Source organism: Saccharopolyspora endophytica (genome assembly GCF_018070075.1).
Lineage (GTDB): Bacteria > Actinomycetota > Actinomycetes > Mycobacteriales > Pseudonocardiaceae > Saccharopolyspora > Saccharopolyspora endophytica.
Window position 1 is genome coordinate 173,889 of the sequence record NZ_JAGPXE010000004.1, and the last position, 21,537, is coordinate 195,425.

Here is a 21,537-nt window from a genome sequence, read left to right on the forward strand (position 1 = left end):
AGGAGTGGTTCGGGCGTGGGTGAGCGGATGCAGATCGGCGAGGTCGCCGAGCGCACGGGGCTGTCGCTGCGCACGATCCGCTACTACGAGGAGGTCGGCCTGGTCGTGCCCAGCGCGCGCAGCCAGGGCGGGTTCCGCCTCTACACCGACCCCGACGTCGAGCGGCTGGAGCTGATCAAGGGCATGAAGCCGCTGGGCTTCCAGCTCGACGAGATGCGCGACCTGCTGGCGATCCTCGACCCGACCCCGGGGTCCGCGGAGGTCGAGGACCCGCAGCTCCGGCTGGCCGAGTTCAGCGCCACCGCCGAGAAGTCCTGCCAGAAGCTGCGCACGAAGCTCCGGCTCGCCGAGAAGTTCGCGGCGATGCTGCGCGAGCGCGTCGACCACGAGTGATCCCGGCCTCATCCGGCCTGCCGGATTCGGGAGTTCCGGGAACTCTCATCTAACGTAAGGGAAGAGTTGCCGGGCAGCGTCGCCCCTCTCCCCTGTTCTCCTCCCGCCGCGATCGGTGACGATGCGCGGCGCCCGAACCACGTCTGGTTGTCGCGTGCCCGAGCTGTCGCTGTCCCGCCCCGCCTGGCTGTCGCCGAAGGTCGCCCGCACCGAGGTCCTCGGTGGCCTGGTCGTCGCGCTCGCGCTGATCCCCGAGGCGATCTCGTTCTCGATCATCGCCGGTGTCGATCCGAGCGTGGGCCTGTTCGCCTCGTTCACCATGGCGGTGGTCATCTCGATCGTCGGCGGACGACCCGCGATGATCTCGGCCGCCACGGGTGCGATCGCGCTGGTCGTGGCCCCGCTGGCGCGCGAGCACGGGTTGGGCGTGCTGGTCGCCACCGTGATCCTGGGCGGGGTGTTCCAGGTCGCGCTGGGGGCGTTGGGCGTGGCGAAGCTGATGCGGTTCGTGCCGCGCAGCGTCATGGTCGGGTTCGTCAACGCGCTGGCCATCATGATCTTCATGGCCCAGGTGCCCGAGCTCATCGGTGTGCCGTGGATGGTCTACCCGCTGTTCGCGGCCGGGCTGCTCGTCATGGTGCTGTTCCCGAAGCTCACCAAGGTCGTCCCGGCACCGCTGGTGTCGATCGTGGCGCTGACCGCGGTGACCATCGCCGCGGGCATCGCCGTGCCCACCGTCGGCGACAAGGGGGCGCTGCCGTCCTCGCTGCCGATCCCGGGCATCCCGGACGTGCCGCTCACGCTGGACACGCTCGAGCTCATCGCTCCCTACGCCCTGGCGTTCGCGCTGGTCGGGCTCATGGAGTCGCTGATGACGGCGAAGCTCGTCGACGACATCACCGACACGCGATCGAACAAGACCCGCGAGTCGATCGGGCAGGGCATCGCCAACATCGTCACCGGCTTCTTCGGCGGCATGGGCGGCTGCGCGATGATCGGCCAGACCATGATCAACGTGAAGACGGCCGGCTCCCGCACGCGGTTGTCGACCTTCCTGGCGGGCGCGTTCCTGATGGTGCTGTGCATCGCCTTCGGGCCGCTGGTCTCGCAGATCCCGATGGCCGCGCTGGTCGCGGTGATGGTGCTGGTCTCCGTCGGCACCTTCGACTGGCACAGCATCGCGCCGAAGACCCTCAAGCGGATGCCGGCGGGCGAGATCATCGTGATGCTGGCGACGGTGGCCGTGGTCGTGGCCACCGACAACCTCGCGATCGGCGTGGTCGTCGGATCGATCACCGCGATGGTCATCTTCGCCCGCCGCGTCGCCCACCTCGTCGAGGTCACCGCCGTCACCGACCCCGACGGCGGCCAGGTCGTCTACCACGTCACCGGTGAGCTGTTCTTCGCCTCCAGCAACGAGCTGGTCCACCGGTTCGACTACGCGAACGACCCCGCCGAGGTCGTCATCGACCTCACCGACGCCCACATCTGGGACGCCTCCACCGTCGCCGCCCTCGACGCCATCACCACCAGGTACGAGGCGCGCGGCAAGCAGGTCGACATCGTCGGCCTCAACGAGCCCAGCGCCGCCATGCACCACCGCCTCACCGGAGAGCTCACCGGAAACCACTGAGGCGTGGGGGAAACGTTCGTCAAGTGAGATGCCGGGGCGTCGACAGCGAGATCACGACGCGCGATCATGGCTGCATGCACGACGAGCGTCCCGTCACCGACATCGACACCTCCTCGCCCAGCGTCGCCCGCGGTTACGACCACTGGCTGGGCGGCAAGGACAACTTCGAGGTCGACCGGACGATCCTCAAGGCCATCGAGGAGATCGTGCCCGAGGCCCGCCCGCTCGCCCAGGAGAACCGGTACTGGCTGATCCGGGCCGCGCGGTTCCTCAGCTCGCCGCTGCACGCCGGCATCGACCAGTTCCTGGACCTGGGCTGCGGGCTTCCGACGATGCAGAACGTGCACCAGGTCGCCCAGGCCAACAACCCGGACGCCGTCGTGGTCTACGTCGACAACGACCCGACGGTCGCCGCCTACGGGCGGGCGATGCTGGCGGAGAACGAGAACACCCACTTCTCCATCAACGACCTGCGCCACCCCGACGAGATCCTCGGCGACCCGGTGATCACCGCGAACCTGGACTTCGAGCGCCCGATCGCGCTGATCCACTCGGGCACCATGCACCACGTCTCCGACGAGCACCGGCCGCGCGAGGTCATGCAGCGCTACGTCGAAGCGCTCGCCCCCGGGTCGTACGTGGCGATGTCGCACTTCAGCTGGCCGCCGGACTCGGAGTCCTACCGCGAGATGGCCCGCACGATCGAGGGCACGCTGCACGAGATGGTCGCGTCCTGCTGGTGGCGCAGCAACGAGGAGGTCCTGACCTTCCTCGACGGCCTGGACGTCCTCTCCCCCGGCCTGGTCCGCACGGTCGACTGGTGGCCCGAAGGCCCCTCGCTCACGCCGAGGTCGGAGATCACCAACCTCATCTACGGAGCCGTGGCGAGGAAGCCCTGACCTCCGCGTCGGGCGGTCCTGGCCCGTCCCGCCCGGACGGTTCGGACCAGAACCGCCACCTGGTGACGCCGGGCTAGTCCCGCTGGGGGCGGGGGAAGGTCACCGGGCTGCGGTGGCCGTCGGCGTCGATCGCGCGCACGCCGAAGAAGACGTTGTCCTTCGACAGGTCGATCACCGCGGTCGTGACGTCGCCGACGTCGATGCGGTGCGTCCAGTCGGAGTCGGTCGTCTCGCGCCACACGACCTCGTACCCGGCCAGGTCCGGTTCCGGGCCGCGTTCCCAGGCCAGCTCGGTGTCGTTGGTCAGGTTCGCGGTGCGCACGACCACGCCGGTGGGCGCGCCCGGCCCCTGCGCCAGCGACCAGATCGCCGCCAGGTTGACCTTCGCGACGCGGGCGATGTAGCCGAAGTCGCAGAACTCCGGCAGGTCCCCGTAGCGGACGCCGCCCTCCTCGCGCACGTCCTGGTGCTGGTGCCGGAAGTCCTCGTTCGGCTCGGTGAACCGCGCTGCCGGATAGCCCTTCTCGAGGAACGGGATGTGATCACCACCGCGCAGGAAGCGGTCTCGGCGGTAGATGACCCGGACGTCCATCCCCGTCGCGGAGTTGGCGGCGACGTCGGTGACGAAGCGGGAGAGCTGACGCGAGGGTGAATCGTTCTCTCCACCCACCGAGCGCCGGGTCTCGGCCTCCTCGGGGGTTTCCGAGGTGGGCACGCCTTCGGCGAACAACCGGATGGTGCGCGGATCGGAGGTGCCGTCGTCGGCGCGGCTGGCTCCGACGATGTCGTCGGTGAACATCGCGCGCACGTCCACGCCGTCGGCGGCGAAGCGCTCGGCCATGTGGTTCGCGCCGTAGAGCCCCTGCTCCTCGGCGGCCACGGCCGCCAGGACCACTGTGGACTCGATCGGCTCCTCGGCCAGCAGCCGCGCCAGTTCGAGCACGACCGCCACGCCGGAGGCGTCGTCGTCGGCACCGGGCGCATCGCTGACGGCGTCCATGACGTCGGTGGCGCGGGAGTCGTAGTGCCCGCTGACCACGTGCACCCGATCCGGGTCGGTGGTGCCGCGGATGGTGGCGACCACGTTGGTGATCCGGGTGGTGACCGGGATGCGGTTGGCGGGCTCCTGGTCGTAGGACTGCAGCTCGACGGTCATCCGCCCGCCGGAACGGGCCGCGCAGGCCTGCATCTCGGCGAACAACCAGTCGCGCGCGGCTCCGATGCCGCGCTGCGGGTCGTCCTGGCTGGACAGGGTGTGCCGCGTTCCGAAGCTCACCAGCCGGCGCACCACGTCCTCGATCCGCCGCTCGTCGACCTGGGCGAGCAGCGCGCGCAACCGCGCGTCGGGCTCCTGCGGCGAGATCGGATCACCGGGCGGCAGCGCTCCACCTCCGACCGGCCGCAGGTCGGCGGCCCCGGCGGTGCCGGTGAGCACGACGGCGCCGGTGATGCCGGCGGAGGCGGACAGGAAGGCGCGACGGCTGTGACCAGCACCGGATGTGAGACCCATGCACAGTTTCTACGTGTCCGCACGGGCCCGAAGAAGCGGCCGAAGAGGTCACCGGATGCCGCCGAACGGAGCACCCGCGGAGGTTCAGCTGAAGCCGTCGAGGACGCGCCGCTGGACGTCCGCGGCGAAGTCGTCGAAAGCGGCTGACACGCGCTGCTCGTCGCCGGTGGCCAGCAGGTCGACGAACAGACCGCGCAAGGTCGACATCAGCGAGGTCGCCACGGCCTGCGCCCGCGATTCCGGGCAGCCGTAGCGGACCAGCCCGGCGGCGATGAGGTCGTTGCGCTGCCGCATCGAGTCCGCGACGGCCTTGGTCAGCGCGGGGTCGCCGTACATGGCGTGGCCGGTGATCGCCACGAACAGCCGGACGTACCGGCGACCGCTCTCGCTGACGGCCCGGCGCCAGATGGCGCGCAGCGGATCGGGGTCGTCGCGCGGCATGTCGGGCAACGACAGCGTTTCGGCCAGCACCCGGTCGACGATCTCGGCGACGAGCCGGTCCTTCGACGCGAAGTGGTGGACCAGCGTCGCGTGGCTGACCCCGACCGACTCGGCGACCTTGCGCAACGACAGGTCGTCGAGCCCCTTCTCCAGGGCGTGTTCCGTCGCGGCGGCGAGCACCTCGCCGCGGCGGTGCTGGAAGCGCAGCTTCCGTCCGTCGACCCGTTCCATGACGCCAGAGTAGCTGGTCCGAGAGATTGATTGACCAATTGGTAGAGCTACTTTAAAGTCGATCGCGTTCTGGAACGCTTGCTCGTGCGCCGAACGCGTTTCGACGGTCGTGCGACCCGAGGAACTTCGCGAGGACCCATCCGGTGCGCCCGCTCGAAGGGCGCCTCCCCAAGAGGACGAATACATGGAATTGAAACGTTCCACCGGCCCCCTCTCCCGATTCCGGCGATTACTGGTCGTCTCCACGGCCGTGCTCGGGCTGGTCGGCGGCAGCGTCACGCTGGCCCAGGCGGCCGAACCCGCCGACGTGCACGGTCCCGACCCGACCGAGGAGAGCATCACCGCCCCGCGCGGACCGTTCGAGGTCGACGAGGAATCCGTGTCGCGCTTGAGCGTCACCGGTTTCGGCGGCGGGACGATCTACTACCCGACCGACACCACCGACGGGCTGTTCTCCGCGGTGTCGATCTCCCCCGGCTACACCGGGACGCAGGACTCCATCGCGTGGCTCGGCCCGAGGCTCGCCTCGCAGGGCTTCGTGGTGTTCACGATCGACACCAACTCCACCTCCGACCAGCCCGACTCCCGCGCACGGCAGCTGCAGGCGTCGCTGGACTACCTCACCAACGACAGCAGCGTGAAGGACCTCATCGACCCGGCTCGGCTCGGCGTGATGGGCCACTCGATGGGCGGCGGCGGTTCGCTGAAGGCCGCGCTGGACAACCCGGCGCTCAAGGCCGTCGTCCCGCTGACCCCGTGGCACACCACCAAGGACTTCTCCGGGGTGGGCGCGCCGACGCTGGTCATCGGCGCGCAGAACGACACGGTCGCGCCGGTTTCCCAGCACTCCAAGCCGTTCTACGAGAGCCTGCCCGACGACCCGGGCAAGGCATACCTGGAACTGGCCGGCGCCAGCCACTTCGCGCCCAACCGGGACAACACCACGATCGCCAAGTTCGGCATCTCCTGGCTCAAGCGGTTCCTCGACGACGACACCCGCTACGACCAGTTCCTGTGCCCGCCCCCGGAGGGCGACCCGGCGATCTCGGACTACCAGTCGACCTGCCCGTACTGACCCGGGTGGACAGGTGACCATCGCGGCGCCGGAACGGGGGGTCCGGCGCCGCGGTGCTGTTCATCTGGACAGGACCGAGAGCAGCGCGTCGTAAGTCCGCTCGACGACCCCTTCTTCGCTGCTCAGGACCGTCACCGCCGGCCGGCTCCGCACGACCTCCGCGAGCTGGTCGTAGGCCCGGGCGAGGAATTCGGCCCCGCCTTCGCGCGCCACGATCCTCTTGACCTGCTCGTGCCAGTCCGGGTCACCGCCACCACCGCGCCGGGCGAACCGCTCCACGGAGCGCCGCCGCGTGTCCAGCACCATGACCTCGACGAACTCGGCGCCGCTGTCCCGAGCCACGGCCTCGAACCGCTCGATCTCCGCCGTCCTGGCCAGGTACTGCGGGAAGACCACGTCCCGCCCTCCTCGCAGGTGTTCCGCCGCCATCCGCAGGGCCAACGGCCGAACGATCTCCCCGACCTCGGCGAAGTGCTCCCGCCATCCGCCGATCAAACCGCGCAGCACGTCCACGTCGAGGTTGAGCACCCCCGCGTGCTCGTCGACGTACCGCCGGGCCAACGTCGACTTCCCGATCCCCGGAGGCCCGTTCAAGTGCACCATCCGAACCACGCGACCACCCCAAGCACGAGGGCGTGCATTTCGTCCGAAACCTACACCCCGCGCTCCCGGGGAGACGCGTTCGCGGGAGCCGGCGCCGCGGGATCAGGTTGCGTTCGGCTGGGTGGTTCTCGCTGGTAGGGGGTCGGTGTTCGGTGTCTCCCGGAGGGGCACCAGCAGCGAACCCACGACGCAGATGGCGAGGTTGAGACCCAGGCCGAGCAAGCCTGCCGGGATGCCGTGGAACTTGTCGATGTCGAAGACCGTCCAGGCGCCGGAGACCAGTGCGCCCGCGAGCATCCCCCAGAACAGCGGTCCCGCGGAGAGCCTGCGCCAGTAGAGGCCCAGGATGAACGCCGGGGCGATCTGGACGATGAGCTCGAACTTGAGCACGAAGATGTTGTACAGCGTGGTCGGCGGGTTCCAGGCGAGCACCAGCAGCAAGGCGATCGCGACCACGCCGGCGAGCTTGCCGACCAGGACCTGCTTGCGCTCGGAGGAGTTCGGCGCGATGTAGCGGCCGTAGAGGTCTCGCGAGATCACCGAGGAGAAGCTCAGCAGCGCGGAGTCCGCAGTGGACACGATCGCGGCCACCACTCCGCCGAAGAGCACGATCATCAGCGCGTAGAAGAACAGGTTGATGCCCGCGACCTCGTTGGCGATCAGCCCGACCAGCTGCTCCGAGTCGTCCTCCGACAGTCCCGGGAACATCCGGATCCCGATGATGCCGACCACGAACACGACGCCGGTGGTGGCCAGCGGCATCCACGCCATGATCGCCAGCGACCGCTTGAGGGTGCGTTCGCTGCGGGCCGCGTAGATGCGCTGGATGGCGTGCGGGTAGACCGCCGCACCGATGCCGATCATGATGATCATCGACAGCCAGTTCACCGAGTCCTCGCTGCTGGGCACACCGAGCTTCTCGGGCTCGTTGTCGGCCAGGTACTGCGTCACCGCGCCCAGGTCGCCGCCGACCAGGGACAGCGCGCCGATCAGCAGCACCGCCACGCCCACCAGCAGCGCGATGCCCTGCATGACATCGGTGAGCGCGACCGCGCGCATACCGCCCGACCACGAGTAGACGAGCATGACGACGACGAAGGCGATCACGCCGATCTGGTACGGGACGGTGTTGCCGGTGAGCCCGGAGATGCCCTGGCCCATCGCCACCAGCTGCTCCAGCAGGTAGTTCGCCAGACCCCACAGCATGAGCACCGTGACCAGCAGCGACACCGGCGTGGAGCGGAAGCGGTGGCGCACCCAGTCGGTGGGGGTCACGAACTTCTCGCGCTTGGCGATGGCGTAGAGCCGGGGCGCGAACAGCAGGTAAGCGGCGATCACCGCGATCATGAACGGGACCGACTGCCACCAGGTGAAGCCGGAGCGGTAGGCCTCGGGCGCGTAGCCGACGATCGAGTTACCGCTGTACTGCGAAGCGTAGAGGGTGAAGAACAGGGCGACGAAACCGAGTCCGGATCCGCCGAGGTAGTAGCCGCGGGAGGTCTTCTGCTCCCCCTCGGGCTGGCCGCGTCCGGCGAAGTAGCCGATGACCAGCATGATGATCGCGTAGGCGGCCAGCACCAGGATTCCGCTGAGACCGGCGAAGCTCAGGCCGTTCACGCCCCACCTCCGGCTTCTTCTTCGGGCTCGTCGATGTTCCAGCGGCGCAGGCAGATCCAACTGGTCAGCGCGGCGAACAGCAGCGTGGAGACCACCGAGATCGCCATCCAGTAGGGAACTCCGAGCACCATCGGGTGCGTGGTGCCGGGCGGCAGGTAGAACGGGACTCCGAACAGCACGATCACCGCCATGCCCACCCACAACGAGCGGAGGCGGATCGGTTCGTACCTGGGGCGGTCCTGAGATCTTCGTTGATCCATCATGGACTCCGAATCGTTCTGTCTCGTACTCTTTTTCGCGCAGGATGGCACACCTGGCCACACGGTGCCCACGATTTCAACGGAAATCGGATCCCCGATTTCCGTTGAGATCCGGTCCCTGGTTTCCCTTGAAATCGTGGGTCAGATGACGTTGTCGGAACGCCAGCGCGCGAGTTGCTCCTCGTCCGCGCCGAGTAGTTGGCCGTAGATCTCGGCGTTGTGCTCGCCGAGCTCCGGGCCGAGCGAGCGGACCTCACCCGGCGTGTCGGACAGGCGCGGCACGACGTTCTGCATCGGGAACTCCCCCAGCTCGGGGTGCATCAGCCGGACGATGGCCTGCCGCGCCGCGAAGTGCGGATCGGCCGTCATGTCCGCCGCGGTGTACACCCGACCGGCCGGAACCCCCGCTTCGTGCAGCTTGTCGAGCACGTCCGCGGCGTCGAACCCGCGAGTCCAGGCGGCGATGAGCTCGTCGAGCTCCACCTGGTTCTCGCCCCGCGCGTCATGGGTGCCGTAGCGCTCGCCGGTGGCCAGTTCCGGTTCGCCCATCAGCTCGCACAGCCGCGCGAACACGGTGTCCCGGTTCGCACCGATGATGATCTCGGCGCCGTCGGCGGTCGGGTAGGCGTTGCTGGGGGCGATGCGCGGCAGCACCGAACCGGTGCGTTCCCGCTGGTAGCCGGCGATTTCCCACTCCGGCAGCATCGACTCCATGAACGCCAGGACCGCCTCGTAGATCGCGGTGTCGACGACCTGGCCCCGCCCAGTGCGGTTGCGCGCGTGCAACGCCATGACCGCGCCCAGCGCCGAGAACGTCGCCGCCAGCGAGTCGCCGACGCTCACGCCGACGCGGCTCGGCGGGCGGTCCGGCTCACCGGTCACGTGCCGCATGCCTCCCATGGCCTCGCCGATGGCGCCGAACCCGGCGCGAGAGGCGTACGGGCCGTCCTGGCCGTAGCCGGTGACGCGGACCAGCACCAGCCGCGGGTTGATCTCCTGCAGCTCGTCGTAGCTCAGGCCCCAGCGCTCCAGCGTGCCCGGCCGGAAGTTCTCCACGAAGACATCGGCACCGGCCACGAGTTCGCGCAGGATCCGCTGCCCCTCCGCGGTGCGCAGGTTGGCGGTCACCGACTTCTTGTTGCGGGCGATCACCGGCCAGGACAGGGACTTCCCCTCGTGCTTGACCTGCCCCCACTGCCGCATCGGGTCACCCGCGCCGGGGTCCTCGACCTTGATGACCTCGGCTCCGAAGTCGGCCAGCAGCTGGCCGCAGAACGGGCCCGCGATGAGCGTTCCCGCCTCGATGACGCGGACGTCCGACAGCGGACCGCTCCTCGTTGCCGTCACCGGGTTTCCTCCTCTTCCTCTTCCGGGCGCAGCAGCGTCGCCCGAGCGGCCAGCACGTGCGACTGCATGACGGAGTGCGCCCAGTCGCCGTCACCTGCCTCGATGGCCTCGGTCAGCTCGCGGTGCTGGGTGAAGCTGCGGTGGAGCTCGGCGGTCGTGTACCGGTGGAACGTGCGGCGCACCAGCGGCACCTCGATCACCCGCGACAGCAGCTCCGGCAGCAGCCGCCGTCCGCCCGCCTGGTGGATGGCCTGGTGGAACTGCATGTTCAGCCGGGTGATCTCGTCGTGCGCCCCGTCGTCGTCGAGGCGCTCCAGCTGCCGCTCCATGGCATCGCAGAGCTCGCGCAGCGCTGCGACGTCGGCGTTGCCGCGCAGGGCGGCGTTGCGGGCGGCGTAGCTCTCCAGAACGCTGCGCAGCCCGAAGATCTCCTCGAAGTCCTCCGCGCTGAGCGAGACGACCTCGGCACCGCGGTTGGGCACCACCTGCACCAGGCCATCGGCCTGCAATCGGCGGATCGCCTCGCGCACCGGGGTGCGGCTCAGGCCGTAGTCCTCGGCGAGCTGTTCCTCGCGCAGCCGGGTTCCGGCCGGGCGCATTCCGGTGAGGATGTCCTCGCGAAGTGCCCGGTAGGCCCGCGCGGCAGCTTGTGACACGTCCCACTTCCCTTCGAAATTGTGCACAACCTAGCAATCAGATCTGGGCCTGAACAGACCTTGCGCCAGGTTGATGGAAAACGCAGCATTGCTTCGCACGCAGATTGTGCACAAAAGGAGGCGATCGTGACCGCAAGGCTGCCGTCCAGCATCGAGATCGTGGAGGTCGGGCCGCGCGACGGCCTGCAGAACGAGAGCACCTTGCTGCCCACGGCGACGAAGGTGGAGCTCATCGAGCGGGCGATCGCAGCGGGTGCGCGCCGGATCGAGGCCGTCTCCTTCGTGCATCCGCGGCTCGTGCCGCAGATGGCCGACGCCGAGGCGGTGATGGCCGCCGTCCCGCGGCGCGACGACGTCTTCTACTCGGGCCTGGTGCTCAACCGGCGCGGTTTCGACCGCGCGCTGGACACCGGGTTGACGGAGGTCAACGTCGTGGTCGTGGCCACCGACGAGTTCAGCGAGCGGAATCAGGGCGTCACCACCGAGGAAGGCCTGCGCACCTGGGAGGACATCGCCGCGCGCGCCCACGCCGTCGGGGTGCGCCCGGTGGCCACGATCGCCGTGGCGTTCGGCTGCCCGTTCGAGGGGCCGGTGAGCAGCGATCACGTTGTCGAGCTGGCGCGCCGCATCGCCGAGGCGGGCCCGTTCGAACTCGCCCTGGCCGACACCATCGGCGCGGGCGTGCCCACCCAGGTCGGCGAGCTGGTCGGCAGGATCCGCGAGACGACCGGCGCCCGCCTGCGCTGCCACTTCCACAACACACGGAACACCGGCTACGCCAACGCCTTCGCCGCCGCGACAGCCGGTGTGTCCACGTTGGACGCCAGCGTGGGCGGGATCGGTGGTTGCCCCTTCGCTCCCGACGCCACCGGCAACATCGCCACCGAGGACCTCGAACACCTGTTGACCGGCATGGGGGTGCGCACCGGTCTCGACCTGGAAGGACTGTCGCGCACGGGAACGTGGATCGGCGAGCGGCTGGGCAAGGAGGTTCCCGCGCTGCTCGGCAGGGCAGGCCCGTTCCCGCAGCGGTGACCAGCAGACCTCATCCGAACCGTCCGCGTGAGAGCGCCGAGCACCCCGCATCGGGATGCTCGGCGCTTCTGGCCCGGTCTAGAAGCCGGAGACGTCGAGGAGGGGTTCCTGGGTTCCGTCGGGGTCTTGCGACGGCCAGGTCCAGTCCTTCGTTCCCGCTGCCCTCAAGGCGTTCTTGACCTGCTCCGGGGACGCGGTCGGGTTGGTCGCCTTGTGGAGGGCGGCGCCTCCCGCCACGTGCGGTGCGGCCATGGAGGTCCCGGAGATCGTGTTGTAGGTGCCGTTGGGCCAGGTGGAGTTGATGCACACGCCCGGTGCGATCAGGTCGACGTCGGCGCCGAAGTTGGAGAAGTCGGCGAAGGTGTCGTCCTCGTCGTCCCGGCAGGTCGCCGGAGCGCCGCCGCCCGGTCGGCCGTTGAAGTCGGCCAGCGCGCTGACGGTGATGACCTCGTCGTAGGCGGCCGGGACGCTGTCCTTGGCGTCGGCGGCGTCGTTGCCCGCGGCGACCGCGAAGGTGACGCCGGCCGAGACCGCGCGGCAGATCGCCTGGTGCTCGGAATCGCCGCTGCTGCGGCCGCACTGCCCGTCGTCGGTGCCCTCGCCGCCGAGGCTCATGTTGGCCACGTCGATCTGCCCGGCGTTGGCCGCGACGTAGTCGATGCCGCAGACGACGTCGGCCGTGGTGCCGACGCCCGCGTCGTTGAGGACCTTGACCGGCCAGATCCGCGCGCCCGGCGCGACGCCGACGACGCCGTCACCGTTGTCGAGCGCGCCGATCGTGCCCGCGACGTGCGTGCCGTGACCGTGGCCGTCCTCCGGAGGCAGTATCGGCAGCGTGCAGTTCTTGCCGCCCACCACGTTGAGGTCGGGGTGGTCGCTGTCCACGCCGGTGTCGATGACCGCGACGTCGACGTCGGTGCGCTGGTCGGTGCCGTCGATCCCGGCGGTCGGGCTGGCGTCGGCGTTGGCGCGGTCGACGCCGGTGGGCAGCGACTGAGCGGTGCTGCGCACCTGGCGGACCGGCTCCACCCAGGCCACGTCGGGATCGGCCGCGATGCGGTCGCGCGACTGCTCGCTCATCCGGCCGGAGTAGCCCTTCAGCGCCGACTGGTAGAGGTGCCCGACCTTGGCGCCGTTGTCCTGGGAGTGCTTGTTCGCCTTGGCCTTCGCGTCGGTGCCGTCCTTGAGCACCACGATGTAGTCGCCCTCGGGCGCGGGCGCGGCCTGCGCGGTCAGCCCCGTCGCACCCGCTAAAGCGCAGGCCAGCAGGATCGCCGTGGTTCGTCTTCGCATCGAAACCCCTCCGTTGATCCGACCTCTCGCCGACCACGACGACGTGCGACATCAACTCACGACGGCAGACCGCCCAGTCGGTACGAGCATGGCTGAAGACCATGACATGCGAGTTGACGCATGTCCAGATCTCGATCACTCAAAATCGTTGTCGGAGTTGTTATTTCGACACCCACCCCTCCGCTTCTTACGATTCGGCAATAATGTTCGGCCGAACAACCGGATGATCTCCTTCCGATACGTGGTTTTCGGAGGAAGTCGACTTCGCATCACGCGGGGGAAGATCTCAGGTGAAGGGCCGGAGAACGCGACCCCGCGGGTATTGCGCGCGGCGCAGCGACCTGGCGACGCTCTTCGAGTCCGGAGAATTCCTGCGCGAGGAGGGCGTCGTGGTCACGTTAGGCACGTGGAATCTGGAGAACCTGTTCCGCCCGGGCAGCGACGGCGGACCCGACTCCGCCCAGGAGTACCAGGCCAAGCTGGACTCGCTGGCCGCGACCATCACCTCGATCGCGCCGGACGTGCTGGCCGTGCAGGAGGTCGGTGACCCCGAGGCACTCGCGGACCTGATCGGCAAGCTCGAAGGCCGGTGGCACACCGAGCTCGCCGAGCCCGACGGTCGCGGCATCCGCGTCGGCTTCTGCTCCCGGCACCCGCTGACCGACCTCGCGCAGGTCACCGACTTCCCCGAACAGCTCCAGCCCGTGCAGACCACCGACGACGGCGAGACCGTCCGGCAGATGAGCCGTCCCGTGCTGCAGGCCGGCGTCGAGATCGACGGACAGCACCTCACCCTGCTGACCTGCCACCTCAAGTCGAAGCTGCTGACCTACCCGGGCGGCCGGTTCAACCCGCGCGACGAGGACGAACGCGCCCGCTACGCGGTCTACGCGCTCGACCGGCGGGCCGCCGAGGCCGCCACCGTCCGCGTCCACGCCACCCAGCTGCTCGAAGGCCGCGGTCAGGAGCGGGCCGTGGTGGTCCTCGGCGACCTCAACGACACCCCCGACGCCGCGACCACGACGCTGCTGCACGGGCCGCCCGGATCCGAGATCGGCACGCCCGGGTTCGACCGCCCCGACCAGGGCGACGGAGCGCGGCTGTGGAACCTGGCCGGCCTGATCCCCGCCGACAAGCGGCACTCCCGGACCTACAACGGCCGCCCGGAGCTCATCGACCACATCCTGGTCAGCCACCGGCTCGTCGGCCGCATCGCCGAAGCCACCACGATCGACACCGCGGCGACGTCGGTCACCGACCAGCCGCGGCAGCGGCGCAACGAACCGGCCTCCGACCACCGGCCGGTGATCACCCGCTTCTGAGCCGCACGGCGCCACCAGCCGGGGCGCGGCATGCGGGCGGTTGGGTACCGACCATGATCAATGGTCCTCTTGCCTGATCAGTTCGGACCACAACCGCCCGCAGCCGCGATGAGACCCTCCCCGAAACCTCGCGGACAGGCCTTTCGCTCCCGGGCGACGTGCGGCCACGGTCACCGAAGTTCACCACTGCCGGACCCCATGAGGTGGTGCGCGACATCGGCCGAGGCCGGACGCGAGAAGATCAGCGGCATGACCACGAACGATCGCCGCGACGCGACCCGAGTCCGCGAGGAGGGCCAACCGTGAGCAGGCCCCTCTACCAAGTCAAGGCGGACTTCTTCAAAACGCTCGGCCACCCGGCTCGCATCCGCGTGCTGGAGCTGCTCAGCGAAGGCGAGCACGCGGTCTCGGAGATGCTGCCCGAAGTCGGTGTGGAGGCCGCGAACCTCTCGCAGCACCTCGCCGTGCTGCGCCGCGCCGGACTCGTGGTCACGCGCAAGGAAGGAGCGACGGTCTTCTACTCGCTCACCAGCCCTCACATCGCCGAGCTGCTGGCCGTCGCGCGCCGCATCCTCACCGGGGTGCTGGCTGGGCAGGCCGGCCTGCTCGAAGACCTCCGCATCGCGACGTCCGAGGCCGAGTCCCGGACCAGGCGGGAGGCACCCTCCTGACTGATGCCCGGGCCGCTCCACGGGACGCAGCCCTGCGAGGACGAGCCCGCTTCGCGGCTTGACGAGCCGTTAGCATGGCCGCTCGGTGAACGCTGTCGACGAACGGTGGGCCTGTGACGACATCGAGCTATGCCGAGGCCGCTGCGGCGGGCATCTGGGGATCGGGAGCCGAGCGGGTCGGCTACATCCCGTCGGTGACCGTCGCGCCGGTCATCTCCGCGCTGGTCGAGACCGACGGGGGCGCGGACGGCGTCTCACCGCACGTCACCCCGCTGTCGCGGGAGGAAGAGGCGATCGGGGTCATCGGGGCGCTGCCGCTGGCGGGCCGCTTCGGGGCGGTCGTCATGCAGGACAACGGTTTCGGCAACGCGCTGACCGCGCTGACCACCTTCTCGATCTCCTACCACCTGCCGCTGCTGATCTTCGCCAACACGCGAGGCGGACTCGGCGAGTACAACTCGATGATCCACTCGATCAGCCAGCACGCCCCCGCCCTGCTGCGCACCGTCGGGCTGCCGGTGTTCGAGCTGGACCGCCGCTCGTCCCCGCAGGACTGGCAGGACGCCACCGTCGAGGCCGGCGTGCACGCGCGGATGACCTACCGGCCCGTCGTCGTCCTCGCCTCGTTCTGGAACACCGACGGGAAGGTCGCCTGATGCGCCGGATCGAAGCCCTGCGGCAGCTCGTCGAGCTCACCGAGGAGCGCCCGCTGGTGGTGACCTGCGCGGCGACCAGCCGCGAACTCGCCTCGGTCGCCGATCGGGACAACCACCTGTACCTGCTGGACTCGATGGGGCTGGCCGGTTCCGTGACCACCGGGCTGGCGATGGCCGTCGAGGACTCGCCGGTGGAGAAGGTCATCGGGATCGAGGGCGACGGCTCCCTGCTGATGAACCCGAACGTCCTGCCCACCGGCGGTTTCACCGCGCCCCGGGCGCTGCTGCTGGTGCTGCTGGACAACCGCTCCTACGGGTCCACCGCAGGGCTGCCCACCTACACCGACCGGATCGACCTCGGCGCGATGGCCGAGGCCAGCGGGTGGACCACCGGCCGCGCCACCGATCCCGAAACGCTGCGCACCGAGTTCACCCGCCTGCTCGGCACTCCCGGCCCGGCGTTCCTGCACGTGCGCATCGAACCGGGCAACGCCTCCGACATCCCGAAGCTGCTCGCGGACCCGGTCGCGCTCACCCACCGCTTCCAGACCTGGCTGACCGCGAAGATCAGCTGATCAGGCGGGGTTCGCCTGAGCCGCCGCGGCTTCTAACCGGAGCTTGCGGGTGGCGGGCCCGAAGACCGCCAGGGCCACGGCGCCCACGATCCAGGTACCCGCGATGAAGTAGAAGACGGTCATGTAGCCGTAGCCGCTGTAGAGGGCCGCGATGATCAGCGGACCGACGGCGTTGGACAGCCGGCCCACGCCGTAGGAGATCGAGGTGCCCAGCGAGCGGCCGCGGGTGTCGTAGAGCTCGGGCGAGTAGGCGTAGGCCAGGGCCGTGTAGCCGCGCTCGAACAGGTTGACCATGAAGCCGAAGACGACCACCAGCACGGGCAGGAAGGTCAACCCGTACAGCAGTCCGGACCCGGCGATGACCAGGCCGAACACCACCAGGCACCACTTGCGCTCGAAGCGGTCGGTGACCTGCGCGGCCAGGAAGGACCCCAGCGGCGCGCCGACGGTGGTCAGGGCGACGAAGAAGATCGAGTCCTCGACGCTGACGCCCTCGGCGGCCAGCAATGTCGGGGCCCACGAGGAGAACCCGAAGAAGCCGATGGTCTGGGTGATCCACAGCACCGACAGCAGGATCGTCGGGAACAGGAACTTCTTCTGCTTGAGCATCGCCAGGCCCGGCTTGGCGACGGGCTCGGCCACCACCGGCTCCTCAGCGGCGGGCAGTTCCCCGTGCTCGGCGGTGGCCTGGGACTCCAGGTCCCGCAGGACGGCCTCGGCCTCGCCGTGGCGACCGCGGGATTCCAGCCATTGCGGCGATTCCACGAGCCTGCGCAGGAACAGCAGGAACAGCACGCCCATCGCGCCCCACAGGTAGACCAGGCGCCAGGTCTGCTCCCCCATCGGCACCACGAACGAGGCGATGAGGTTGGTCGCCGGGGTGCCGCAGATGCCGATCATGATCACGTACGCCTGGAACTTGCCGCGCTTGGCGCGCGGGAAGACCTCGTTGAGGTAGACGACGGCGACCACGGTCATCGCGGACAGGCCTGCGCTGGTCAGGACGCGGAACACGCCCATCGACAGCATGTCCCAGGCGAACACCGTGGCCAGCGACCACACCGAGAACCACATCGTGGTCAGCGTCAGGGTCCGCTTGCGGCCGAGCCGGTCGGCCAGTCCGCCCGCCACGACCGAGCCGATGAACATGCCCACGAACGACAGCGACGTCACGTAGGCGATGTGGCTGACGTCCGACCCCCACAGCACGCGCACCTTGGGCGCGGTGATGGCGAAGGTGTTGATGTCGGCGAACTCGAAGAAGTAGGCGAACGCCAGCGCGACGATCGTGGTCTTGTGGAACTTGGAGATCGGCAACCGGTCGAGCCGGTTCGCCGAGTTCGTAACGGAGTGCGGCACTGCGGTCTCCTACGGGGAATGAGCGCGTTCGCTCAGGCCTGCTCCTCTGGCCAGTACAGGCGCATCGGGTTGTCGACGAGCAGCGCTCGTCGCTGCTCGGGGGTGACGGCGATCTGCGGGACGTGGTCGAGCAGCAGGCCGTCGTCGGGCATGTGGTCGGTGAGGTTGGGGTGCGGCCAGTCCGTTCCCCACAGGACGCGGTCCGGGAAGGTCTCGACGACCTTCCGGGCGAACGGGACGACGTCGGCGTAGGCGTGCCGCTCGCCGTCCAGCGCGGGCGGTCCCGTCCTGGTCAGCCGCTCCGGGCAGGACACCTTGACCCACGCGCCGCTGCGGGCGACGAAGTCGAGGAACCCGGTGAACTCCGGCCCTTCGGGGTCCGCGCCGACGTCGGGCCGGCCCATGTGGTCGATCACGAGGGTGACCGGCAGCGACAGGAAGAAGTCCCGCAGGTCGGGAAGGTCCGGTGCCTCGAAGTAGAGGACCACGTGCCAGCCCAGCGGGGCGATCTTGGCGGCGATGGTCTCCAGCGCGTCGGTCGGCGCGGCGTCGACGAGCCGCTTGACGAAGTTGAAGCGCACGCCCCGGACACCCGCCGCGTGCAGGCGTTCCAGCTCCTCGCGCGTCACGTCGGAGGTCACCGAGGCCACCCCGCGCGCCCGGCCGCCCGAGGCCCGCAGCGCGTCGACCAGGGCGCTGTTGTCGCTGCCGTGGCAGGTGGCCTGCACGATGACGTTGCGGGACAGCCCGAGGTGGTCGCGCAGCGCGAACAGCTGGTCCTTGCCCGCGTCCACCGGCGTGTACTTGCGCTCGGGCGCGAACGGGAACTCCTCGGCCGGGCCGAAGACGTGGCAGTGCGCGTCGACGGCGCCTTCGGGCGCGGTGAAGGCCGGTTCGCTCGGGTTCGGGTGCCAGGGCAACCACCCCGGGGTCACTTCAGTCCACATAGGTCAGTCCCAGGTCGGCGAGCTTGGGCCGCATGTCGTAGAGGTCCAGGCCGAGCACCCCGTCCTGGAACTTCTCGCGCTTGCCCGCCTCGTTGGCCTCGCGCGCGGCCGCCGCGGCGGCGACGTCGGCGGCCTTGGCGGCGGGCACCACGACGACGCCATCGGCGTCGGCGACGATGACGTCACCTGGGTTGACCAGCGCGTTCGCCACCACGACCGGCACGTTGACCGAGCCGAGGGTGGCCTTGACGGTGCCCTTGGCGTTGACGGCGCGCGAGAACACCGGGAAGTCCATCTCCCGCAGGTCGTCGACGTCGCGGCAACCGCCGTCGATGATCAGACCGCGAGCGCCCCGGGCGCGCATGGAGGTGGCGAGCAGCTCGCCGAAGAAGCCGTCCTCGCTCTCGGTGGTGCAGCCGGCCACGACGACGTCGCCGTCCTGCACCTGCTCGGTGGCGACGTGCAGCATCCAGTTGTCGCCGGGCTGCAGGAGTGCGGTGACGGCCGTGCCGCAGAGCTTCGCTCCCTGGTAGACCGGCCGGATGTAGGGGCGCATCAGACCGACCCGGCCCATGGCCTCGTGCACCGTGGCCACGCCGAACCGGGACAGGGCCTCGACGGCTCCGCGGTCGGCGCGCTCGACGGTGCGGTGGACGACTCCGAGTTCGTGCACGGTGGAGAACTCCTTCGTTGGTGGCGGGGTCAGCGGCCCTGAGTGGTCAGGCGGATGTCCAGGCGCGGGTAGACGCGGCGGGCGTTGCCCTCTTCGATGGCGGCGAGGGATTCGGCGGACAGGCCGGCGTTCTCGACGTAGCGGCGGGTGTCGTCGAAGTGGTGACCGGTGCGCGGGTCGACGCCGCGGACCGCGCCGATCATCTCCGAGGCGAACAGCACCGAGGAATGCGGAATGACGTCCAGCAGCAGGTCGATGCCCGGCTGGTGGTAGACGCAGGTGTCGAAGAAGACGTTGCCCAGCAGCGCTTCCTCGGGTTCGGGCTTGCCCAGCGCCTGCGCCAGACCGCGAAAGCGCCCCCAGTGGTAGGGAACCGCGCCGCCGCCGTGCGGGATCACCAGTCGCAGCTCGGGGAAGTCGGTGAACAGGTCACCCTGCAGCAGCTGCATGAACGCGGTGGTGTCGGCGTTGAGGTAGTGCGCGCCGGTGGTGTGGAAGGCCGGGTTGCAGCTGGTCGAGACGTGCACCATGGCGGGCACGTCCAGCTCGACGAGCTTCTCCCACACCGGGTACCAGTGGCGGTCGGTCAGCGGCGGCGAGGTCCAGTGCCCGCCGGACGGGTCGGGGTTGATGTTCACCGCGACCGCGCCCAGGTCCACGACCCGCTCCAGCTCGGAGACCACGGTGGCCGGGTCGACGCCGGGCGACTGGGGCAGCATCGCGCCGAAGGCGAAGCGCCGCGGGTAGAGCTCGGCGACCCGGTGGCACAGGTCGTTGCAGATGCGCGCCCACGTCGAGGAGGTCTCGTAGTCGCCGACGTGGTGCGCCATGAAGGAGGCTCGCGGGGAGAACACGGTGACGTCGATACCGCGTTCGTCCATCTGGCGCAGCTGCTGGGTCTCCAGCGACTCGCGGATCTCGTCGTCGCTGATGACCGGCCCCGCCGGGTCGGGCCGCCGGGCCGGGTCGGCGAGTCCGGCCACCTGGGCGTCGCGCCAGCGGCCGAGCGGGGCCGGGGCGGTGGTGTAGTGGCCGTGGACGTCGATGATCACGCGGAGCGCTCCTTCGCGACGGGGGTGAGCGGGGCGGACGGGACGAGCACGTCGCCGGACATCAGCAGGCGGGCGGTGCGCAGCAGCGCCGAGCGCACGACCCGCTGGGGGTCGGCGGGGTCGAGCCCGAGGGTCACGCTGAACTCGCCGGAGGGGTGCTCGACCGACACCGTCGGTTCGGTGCCGGTGATGCCGGTGGCGACGTCGTGGGCGACGCTGCCCTCCAGCACGCAGGCGGTGGCGGCGGTGACGGCCGCGAGCACGCCGATGGACCGGTGGGCGACCCGGGGGATGAGGCTGCGGGTGGACACGCTGCCGCCGTGCTTCGGCGGCGCCACGAGGGTCATCTTCGGGTAGTTCCTGTCGGTGACGTCGCCGAGCCCCATGACCCGTCCGCAGACCAGGCGCAGGGCCTCCACCTTGACCTTGAGCGCGTCGTCGGCGTCGATCTCGGCGGGCGTCTCGTCACCGGTGGCGCCGAGCCGGGCGGCTTCGACGATGACCAGCGGCTGGCCGTTGTCGATCAGCGTCACCTCGACCTGCCCGACCCCGTCGACCTCGACGGTGTCGCGGACGTTGCCGGTGGGCAGCAGGGAGCTCGCGACCGAGCCTGCGGTGTCGAGGAAGCCGATCTCGATCGGTGCCGCGCTGCCGGGGGCGCCGTCGATCCGCGCCTCACCTGCGTATTCGACGTGGCGCCGACCGTCGGGTCCGGTGGGCGTGCGGACGGTGATCTCGGCGATCATGCCGGTGTTGCGGGTGAGCACGCGGGCGGTGGTCAGGTCCCCGGCGGGTTCGACCATGCCGGTCTCGACGGCGAACGGCAGCACGGCGGCCAGCATGTTCCCGCAGTTGGCGGTCACGTCGACGGCGGTGCCACCGGGCTGCACCTGCCCGAACGTCCACTCGACGTCCACACCGGGCCGCGAGCCGGGGGCGACGATGCCGACCTTGCTCGTCAGCGGGTGCGCTCCCCCGATCCCGTCGATCTGGCGCTCGTCGGGCGAGCCGAGGGCGGCCAGCAGCACGGCGTCGCGGGCCCGGGCGTCCGCGGGTAGCGCGCGCTCGTCGAAGAACGGTCCCCGCGAGGTGCCACCCCTCATGAGCAGGCACGGGATCGCGGTCTGCGAACCGCGGCGGCGCGCGGTGTCGGCTGGCATGGCAGTCCTCCATCGGGTCATCTCGTTGCGAGGAACCTAAACGATGGACACGATTGTTCACAATCTTTTCGACAAAATTACTTGCCAGATTGCGCACCACTTCTGATCAGCCGGACCGCACCGCGGCCG

22 protein-coding genes are annotated in these 21,537 nt (G+C 69.8%); 9 read left to right on the forward strand and 13 right to left on the reverse strand.

The genetic code is table 11. From position 1 onward, the window contains the following. The first annotated feature begins 27 nt into the window (after positions 1-27). The 3 genes from KBO27_RS11380 to KBO27_RS11390 all read left to right on the forward strand — a co-directional run bounded on the left by KBO27_RS11380 (position 28) and on the right by KBO27_RS11390 (position 2,925). On the forward strand, positions 28-393 hold the full coding sequence (locus KBO27_RS11380) for a MerR family transcriptional regulator (protein ID WP_210970330.1): 366 nt from the start codon (positions 28-30) through the stop codon (positions 391-393). Positions 394-514: 121 nt separating this feature from the next. Next, positions 515-2,026 (forward strand): SulP family inorganic anion transporter, encoded by a 1,512-nt coding sequence (locus tag KBO27_RS11385; RefSeq protein WP_210970331.1) that lies wholly within the window; start codon positions 515-517, stop codon positions 2,024-2,026. Between the two features lie 74 nt (positions 2,027-2,100). Beyond that, positions 2,101-2,925 (forward strand): SAM-dependent methyltransferase, encoded by an 825-nt coding sequence (locus KBO27_RS11390; RefSeq protein WP_210969962.1) that lies wholly within the window; start codon positions 2,101-2,103, stop codon positions 2,923-2,925. A gap of 73 nt (positions 2,926-2,998) precedes the next feature. Here the strand turns inward: KBO27_RS11390 and KBO27_RS11395 are convergent, their stop codons facing one another. Further along, positions 2,999-4,435: a M20/M25/M40 family metallo-hydrolase gene (locus KBO27_RS11395; RefSeq protein WP_210969963.1), complete on the reverse strand. Its 1,437-nt coding sequence runs from the start codon at positions 4,433-4,435 to the stop codon at positions 2,999-3,001. Between the two features lie 84 nt (positions 4,436-4,519). Continuing rightward, entirely contained in the window at positions 4,520-5,107 is a 588-nt protein-coding gene (locus KBO27_RS11400) for a TetR/AcrR family transcriptional regulator (RefSeq protein ID WP_210969964.1), read from the reverse strand. Positions 5,108-5,291: 184 nt separating this feature from the next. Between KBO27_RS11400 and KBO27_RS11405 the strand changes: the two genes are divergently transcribed. Then, positions 5,292-6,182 (forward strand): poly(ethylene terephthalate) hydrolase family protein, encoded by an 891-nt coding sequence (locus KBO27_RS11405; RefSeq protein ID WP_210969965.1) that lies wholly within the window; start codon positions 5,292-5,294, stop codon positions 6,180-6,182. Positions 6,183-6,242: 60 nt separating this feature from the next. Here KBO27_RS11405 and KBO27_RS11410 read toward each other — a convergent pair whose 3' ends face one another. From KBO27_RS11410 to KBO27_RS11430, 5 genes are all read right to left on the reverse strand, one after another. After that, positions 6,243-6,785 (reverse strand): AAA family ATPase, encoded by a 543-nt coding sequence (locus KBO27_RS11410; protein ID WP_210969966.1) that lies wholly within the window; start codon positions 6,783-6,785, stop codon positions 6,243-6,245. 102 nt (positions 6,786-6,887) lie between these two features. After that, the gene (locus KBO27_RS11415; protein WP_210969967.1) at positions 6,888-8,402 is read right to left on the reverse strand and encodes a sodium:solute symporter family protein; all 1,515 of its coding nucleotides are present in this window, start codon (positions 8,400-8,402) and stop codon (positions 6,888-6,890) included. Next, a complete protein-coding gene (locus KBO27_RS11420) occupies positions 8,399-8,662 on the reverse strand; it encodes a hypothetical protein (RefSeq protein WP_210969968.1) in 264 nt (87 codons plus the stop codon). The genes KBO27_RS11415 and KBO27_RS11420 overlap by 4 nt, the downstream gene beginning before the upstream one ends. Before the next feature lie 141 nt (positions 8,663-8,803). After that, the gene (locus KBO27_RS11425; protein WP_210969969.1) at positions 8,804-10,009 is read right to left on the reverse strand and encodes a CaiB/BaiF CoA transferase family protein; all 1,206 of its coding nucleotides are present in this window, start codon (positions 10,007-10,009) and stop codon (positions 8,804-8,806) included. Next, complete coding sequence (locus KBO27_RS11430) at positions 10,006-10,665, reverse strand: GntR family transcriptional regulator (RefSeq protein WP_210969970.1); 660 nt, start codon at positions 10,663-10,665, stop codon at positions 10,006-10,008. The genes KBO27_RS11425 and KBO27_RS11430 overlap by 4 nt, the downstream gene beginning before the upstream one ends. 126 nt (positions 10,666-10,791) lie before the next feature. Between KBO27_RS11430 and KBO27_RS11435 the strand changes: the two genes are divergently transcribed. Further along, positions 10,792-11,700 carry a hydroxymethylglutaryl-CoA lyase gene (locus tag KBO27_RS11435; RefSeq protein ID WP_307870359.1) on the forward strand — a complete coding sequence of 303 codons (909 nt, stop codon included), beginning with the start codon at positions 10,792-10,794 and terminating at the stop codon, positions 11,698-11,700. A 78-nt stretch (positions 11,701-11,778) separates the two neighbouring features. Here the strand turns inward: KBO27_RS11435 and KBO27_RS11440 are convergent, their stop codons facing one another. After that, positions 11,779-12,993, reverse strand: coding sequence for a S8 family peptidase (locus tag KBO27_RS11440; protein ID WP_210969971.1), 1,215 nt, complete (start codon positions 12,991-12,993; stop codon positions 11,779-11,781). Positions 12,994-13,382: 389 nt separating this feature from the next. Between KBO27_RS11440 and KBO27_RS11445 the strand changes: the two genes are divergently transcribed. The 4 genes from KBO27_RS11445 (at position 13,383) to KBO27_RS11460 (ending at position 16,217) form a co-directional block, all read left to right on the forward strand. Beyond that, a complete protein-coding gene (locus tag KBO27_RS11445; RefSeq protein ID WP_210969972.1) occupies positions 13,383-14,315 on the forward strand; it encodes an endonuclease/exonuclease/phosphatase family protein in 933 nt (310 codons plus the stop codon). 302 nt (positions 14,316-14,617) lie between these two features. Then, on the forward strand, positions 14,618-14,986 hold the full coding sequence (locus KBO27_RS11450) for an ArsR/SmtB family transcription factor (protein ID WP_210969973.1): 369 nt from the start codon (positions 14,618-14,620) through the stop codon (positions 14,984-14,986). 113 nt (positions 14,987-15,099) lie between these two features. Then, positions 15,100-15,642, forward strand: a complete 543-nt coding sequence (locus KBO27_RS11455; protein WP_210969974.1) for a thiamine pyrophosphate-binding protein — start codon at positions 15,100-15,102, stop codon at positions 15,640-15,642. After that, positions 15,642-16,217 (forward strand): thiamine pyrophosphate-dependent enzyme, encoded by a 576-nt coding sequence (locus tag KBO27_RS11460; protein ID WP_210969975.1) that lies wholly within the window; start codon positions 15,642-15,644, stop codon positions 16,215-16,217. Before KBO27_RS11455 ends, KBO27_RS11460 begins: the two co-directional genes overlap by 1 nt. Here the strand turns inward: KBO27_RS11460 and KBO27_RS11465 are convergent, their stop codons facing one another. Genes KBO27_RS11465 through KBO27_RS11485 form a run of 5 tightly spaced genes read right to left on the reverse strand, consistent with a single transcriptional unit; the run spans position 16,218 to position 21,408 of the window. Next, positions 16,218-17,576 carry an MFS transporter gene (locus tag KBO27_RS11465; RefSeq protein WP_210969976.1) on the reverse strand — a complete coding sequence of 453 codons (1,359 nt, stop codon included), beginning with the start codon at positions 17,574-17,576 and terminating at the stop codon, positions 16,218-16,220. 32 nt (positions 17,577-17,608) lie between these two features. Continuing rightward, positions 17,609-18,523, reverse strand: coding sequence for an amidohydrolase family protein (locus KBO27_RS11470; protein ID WP_210969977.1), 915 nt, complete (start codon positions 18,521-18,523; stop codon positions 17,609-17,611). Then, the gene (ligK, locus tag KBO27_RS11475; protein ID WP_307870360.1) at positions 18,513-19,196 is read right to left on the reverse strand and encodes a 4-carboxy-4-hydroxy-2-oxoadipate aldolase/oxaloacetate decarboxylase; all 684 of its coding nucleotides are present in this window, start codon (positions 19,194-19,196) and stop codon (positions 18,513-18,515) included. Before ligK ends, KBO27_RS11470 begins: the two co-directional genes overlap by 11 nt. A 29-nt stretch (positions 19,197-19,225) precedes the next feature. Beyond that, complete coding sequence (locus tag KBO27_RS11480) at positions 19,226-20,248, reverse strand: amidohydrolase family protein (RefSeq protein WP_210969978.1); 1,023 nt, start codon at positions 20,246-20,248, stop codon at positions 19,226-19,228. Further along, positions 20,245-21,408, reverse strand: coding sequence for a 4-oxalomesaconate tautomerase (locus tag KBO27_RS11485; RefSeq protein WP_210969979.1), 1,164 nt, complete (start codon positions 21,406-21,408; stop codon positions 20,245-20,247). Before KBO27_RS11485 ends, KBO27_RS11480 begins: the two co-directional genes overlap by 4 nt. Positions 21,409-21,537 lie beyond the last annotated feature (129 nt).

Excerpts from the sequence above, each read along its gene's own strand:
- KBO27_RS11380 (WP_210970330.1), top strand. The coding sequence starts at position 28 with ATGCAGATCGGCGAGGTCGCCGAGCGCACGGGGCTGTCGCTGCGCACG.
- KBO27_RS11385 (WP_210970331.1), top strand. The coding sequence starts at position 515 with ATGCGCGGCGCCCGAACCACGTCTGGTTGTCGCGTGCCCGAGCTGTCG.
- KBO27_RS11390 (WP_210969962.1), top strand. The coding sequence starts at position 2,101 with ATGCACGACGAGCGTCCCGTCACCGACATCGACACCTCCTCGCCCAGC.
- KBO27_RS11395 (WP_210969963.1), bottom strand. The coding sequence starts at position 4,435 with ATGGGTCTCACATCCGGTGCTGGTCACAGCCGTCGCGCCTTCCTGTCC.
- KBO27_RS11400 (WP_210969964.1), bottom strand. The coding sequence starts at position 5,107 with ATGGAACGGGTCGACGGACGGAAGCTGCGCTTCCAGCACCGCCGCGGC.
- KBO27_RS11405 (WP_210969965.1), top strand. The coding sequence starts at position 5,292 with ATGGAATTGAAACGTTCCACCGGCCCCCTCTCCCGATTCCGGCGATTA.
- KBO27_RS11410 (WP_210969966.1), bottom strand. The coding sequence starts at position 6,785 with ATGGTGCACTTGAACGGGCCTCCGGGGATCGGGAAGTCGACGTTGGCC.
- KBO27_RS11420 (WP_210969968.1), bottom strand. The coding sequence starts at position 8,662 with ATGGATCAACGAAGATCTCAGGACCGCCCCAGGTACGAACCGATCCGC.
- KBO27_RS11440 (WP_210969971.1), bottom strand. The coding sequence starts at position 12,993 with ATGCGAAGACGAACCACGGCGATCCTGCTGGCCTGCGCTTTAGCGGGT.
- KBO27_RS11460 (WP_210969975.1), top strand. The coding sequence starts at position 15,642 with ATGCGCCGGATCGAAGCCCTGCGGCAGCTCGTCGAGCTCACCGAGGAG.
- KBO27_RS11470 (WP_210969977.1), bottom strand. The coding sequence starts at position 18,523 with ATGTGGACTGAAGTGACCCCGGGGTGGTTGCCCTGGCACCCGAACCCG.
- KBO27_RS11485 (WP_210969979.1), bottom strand. The coding sequence starts at position 21,408 with ATGCCAGCCGACACCGCGCGCCGCCGCGGTTCGCAGACCGCGATCCCG.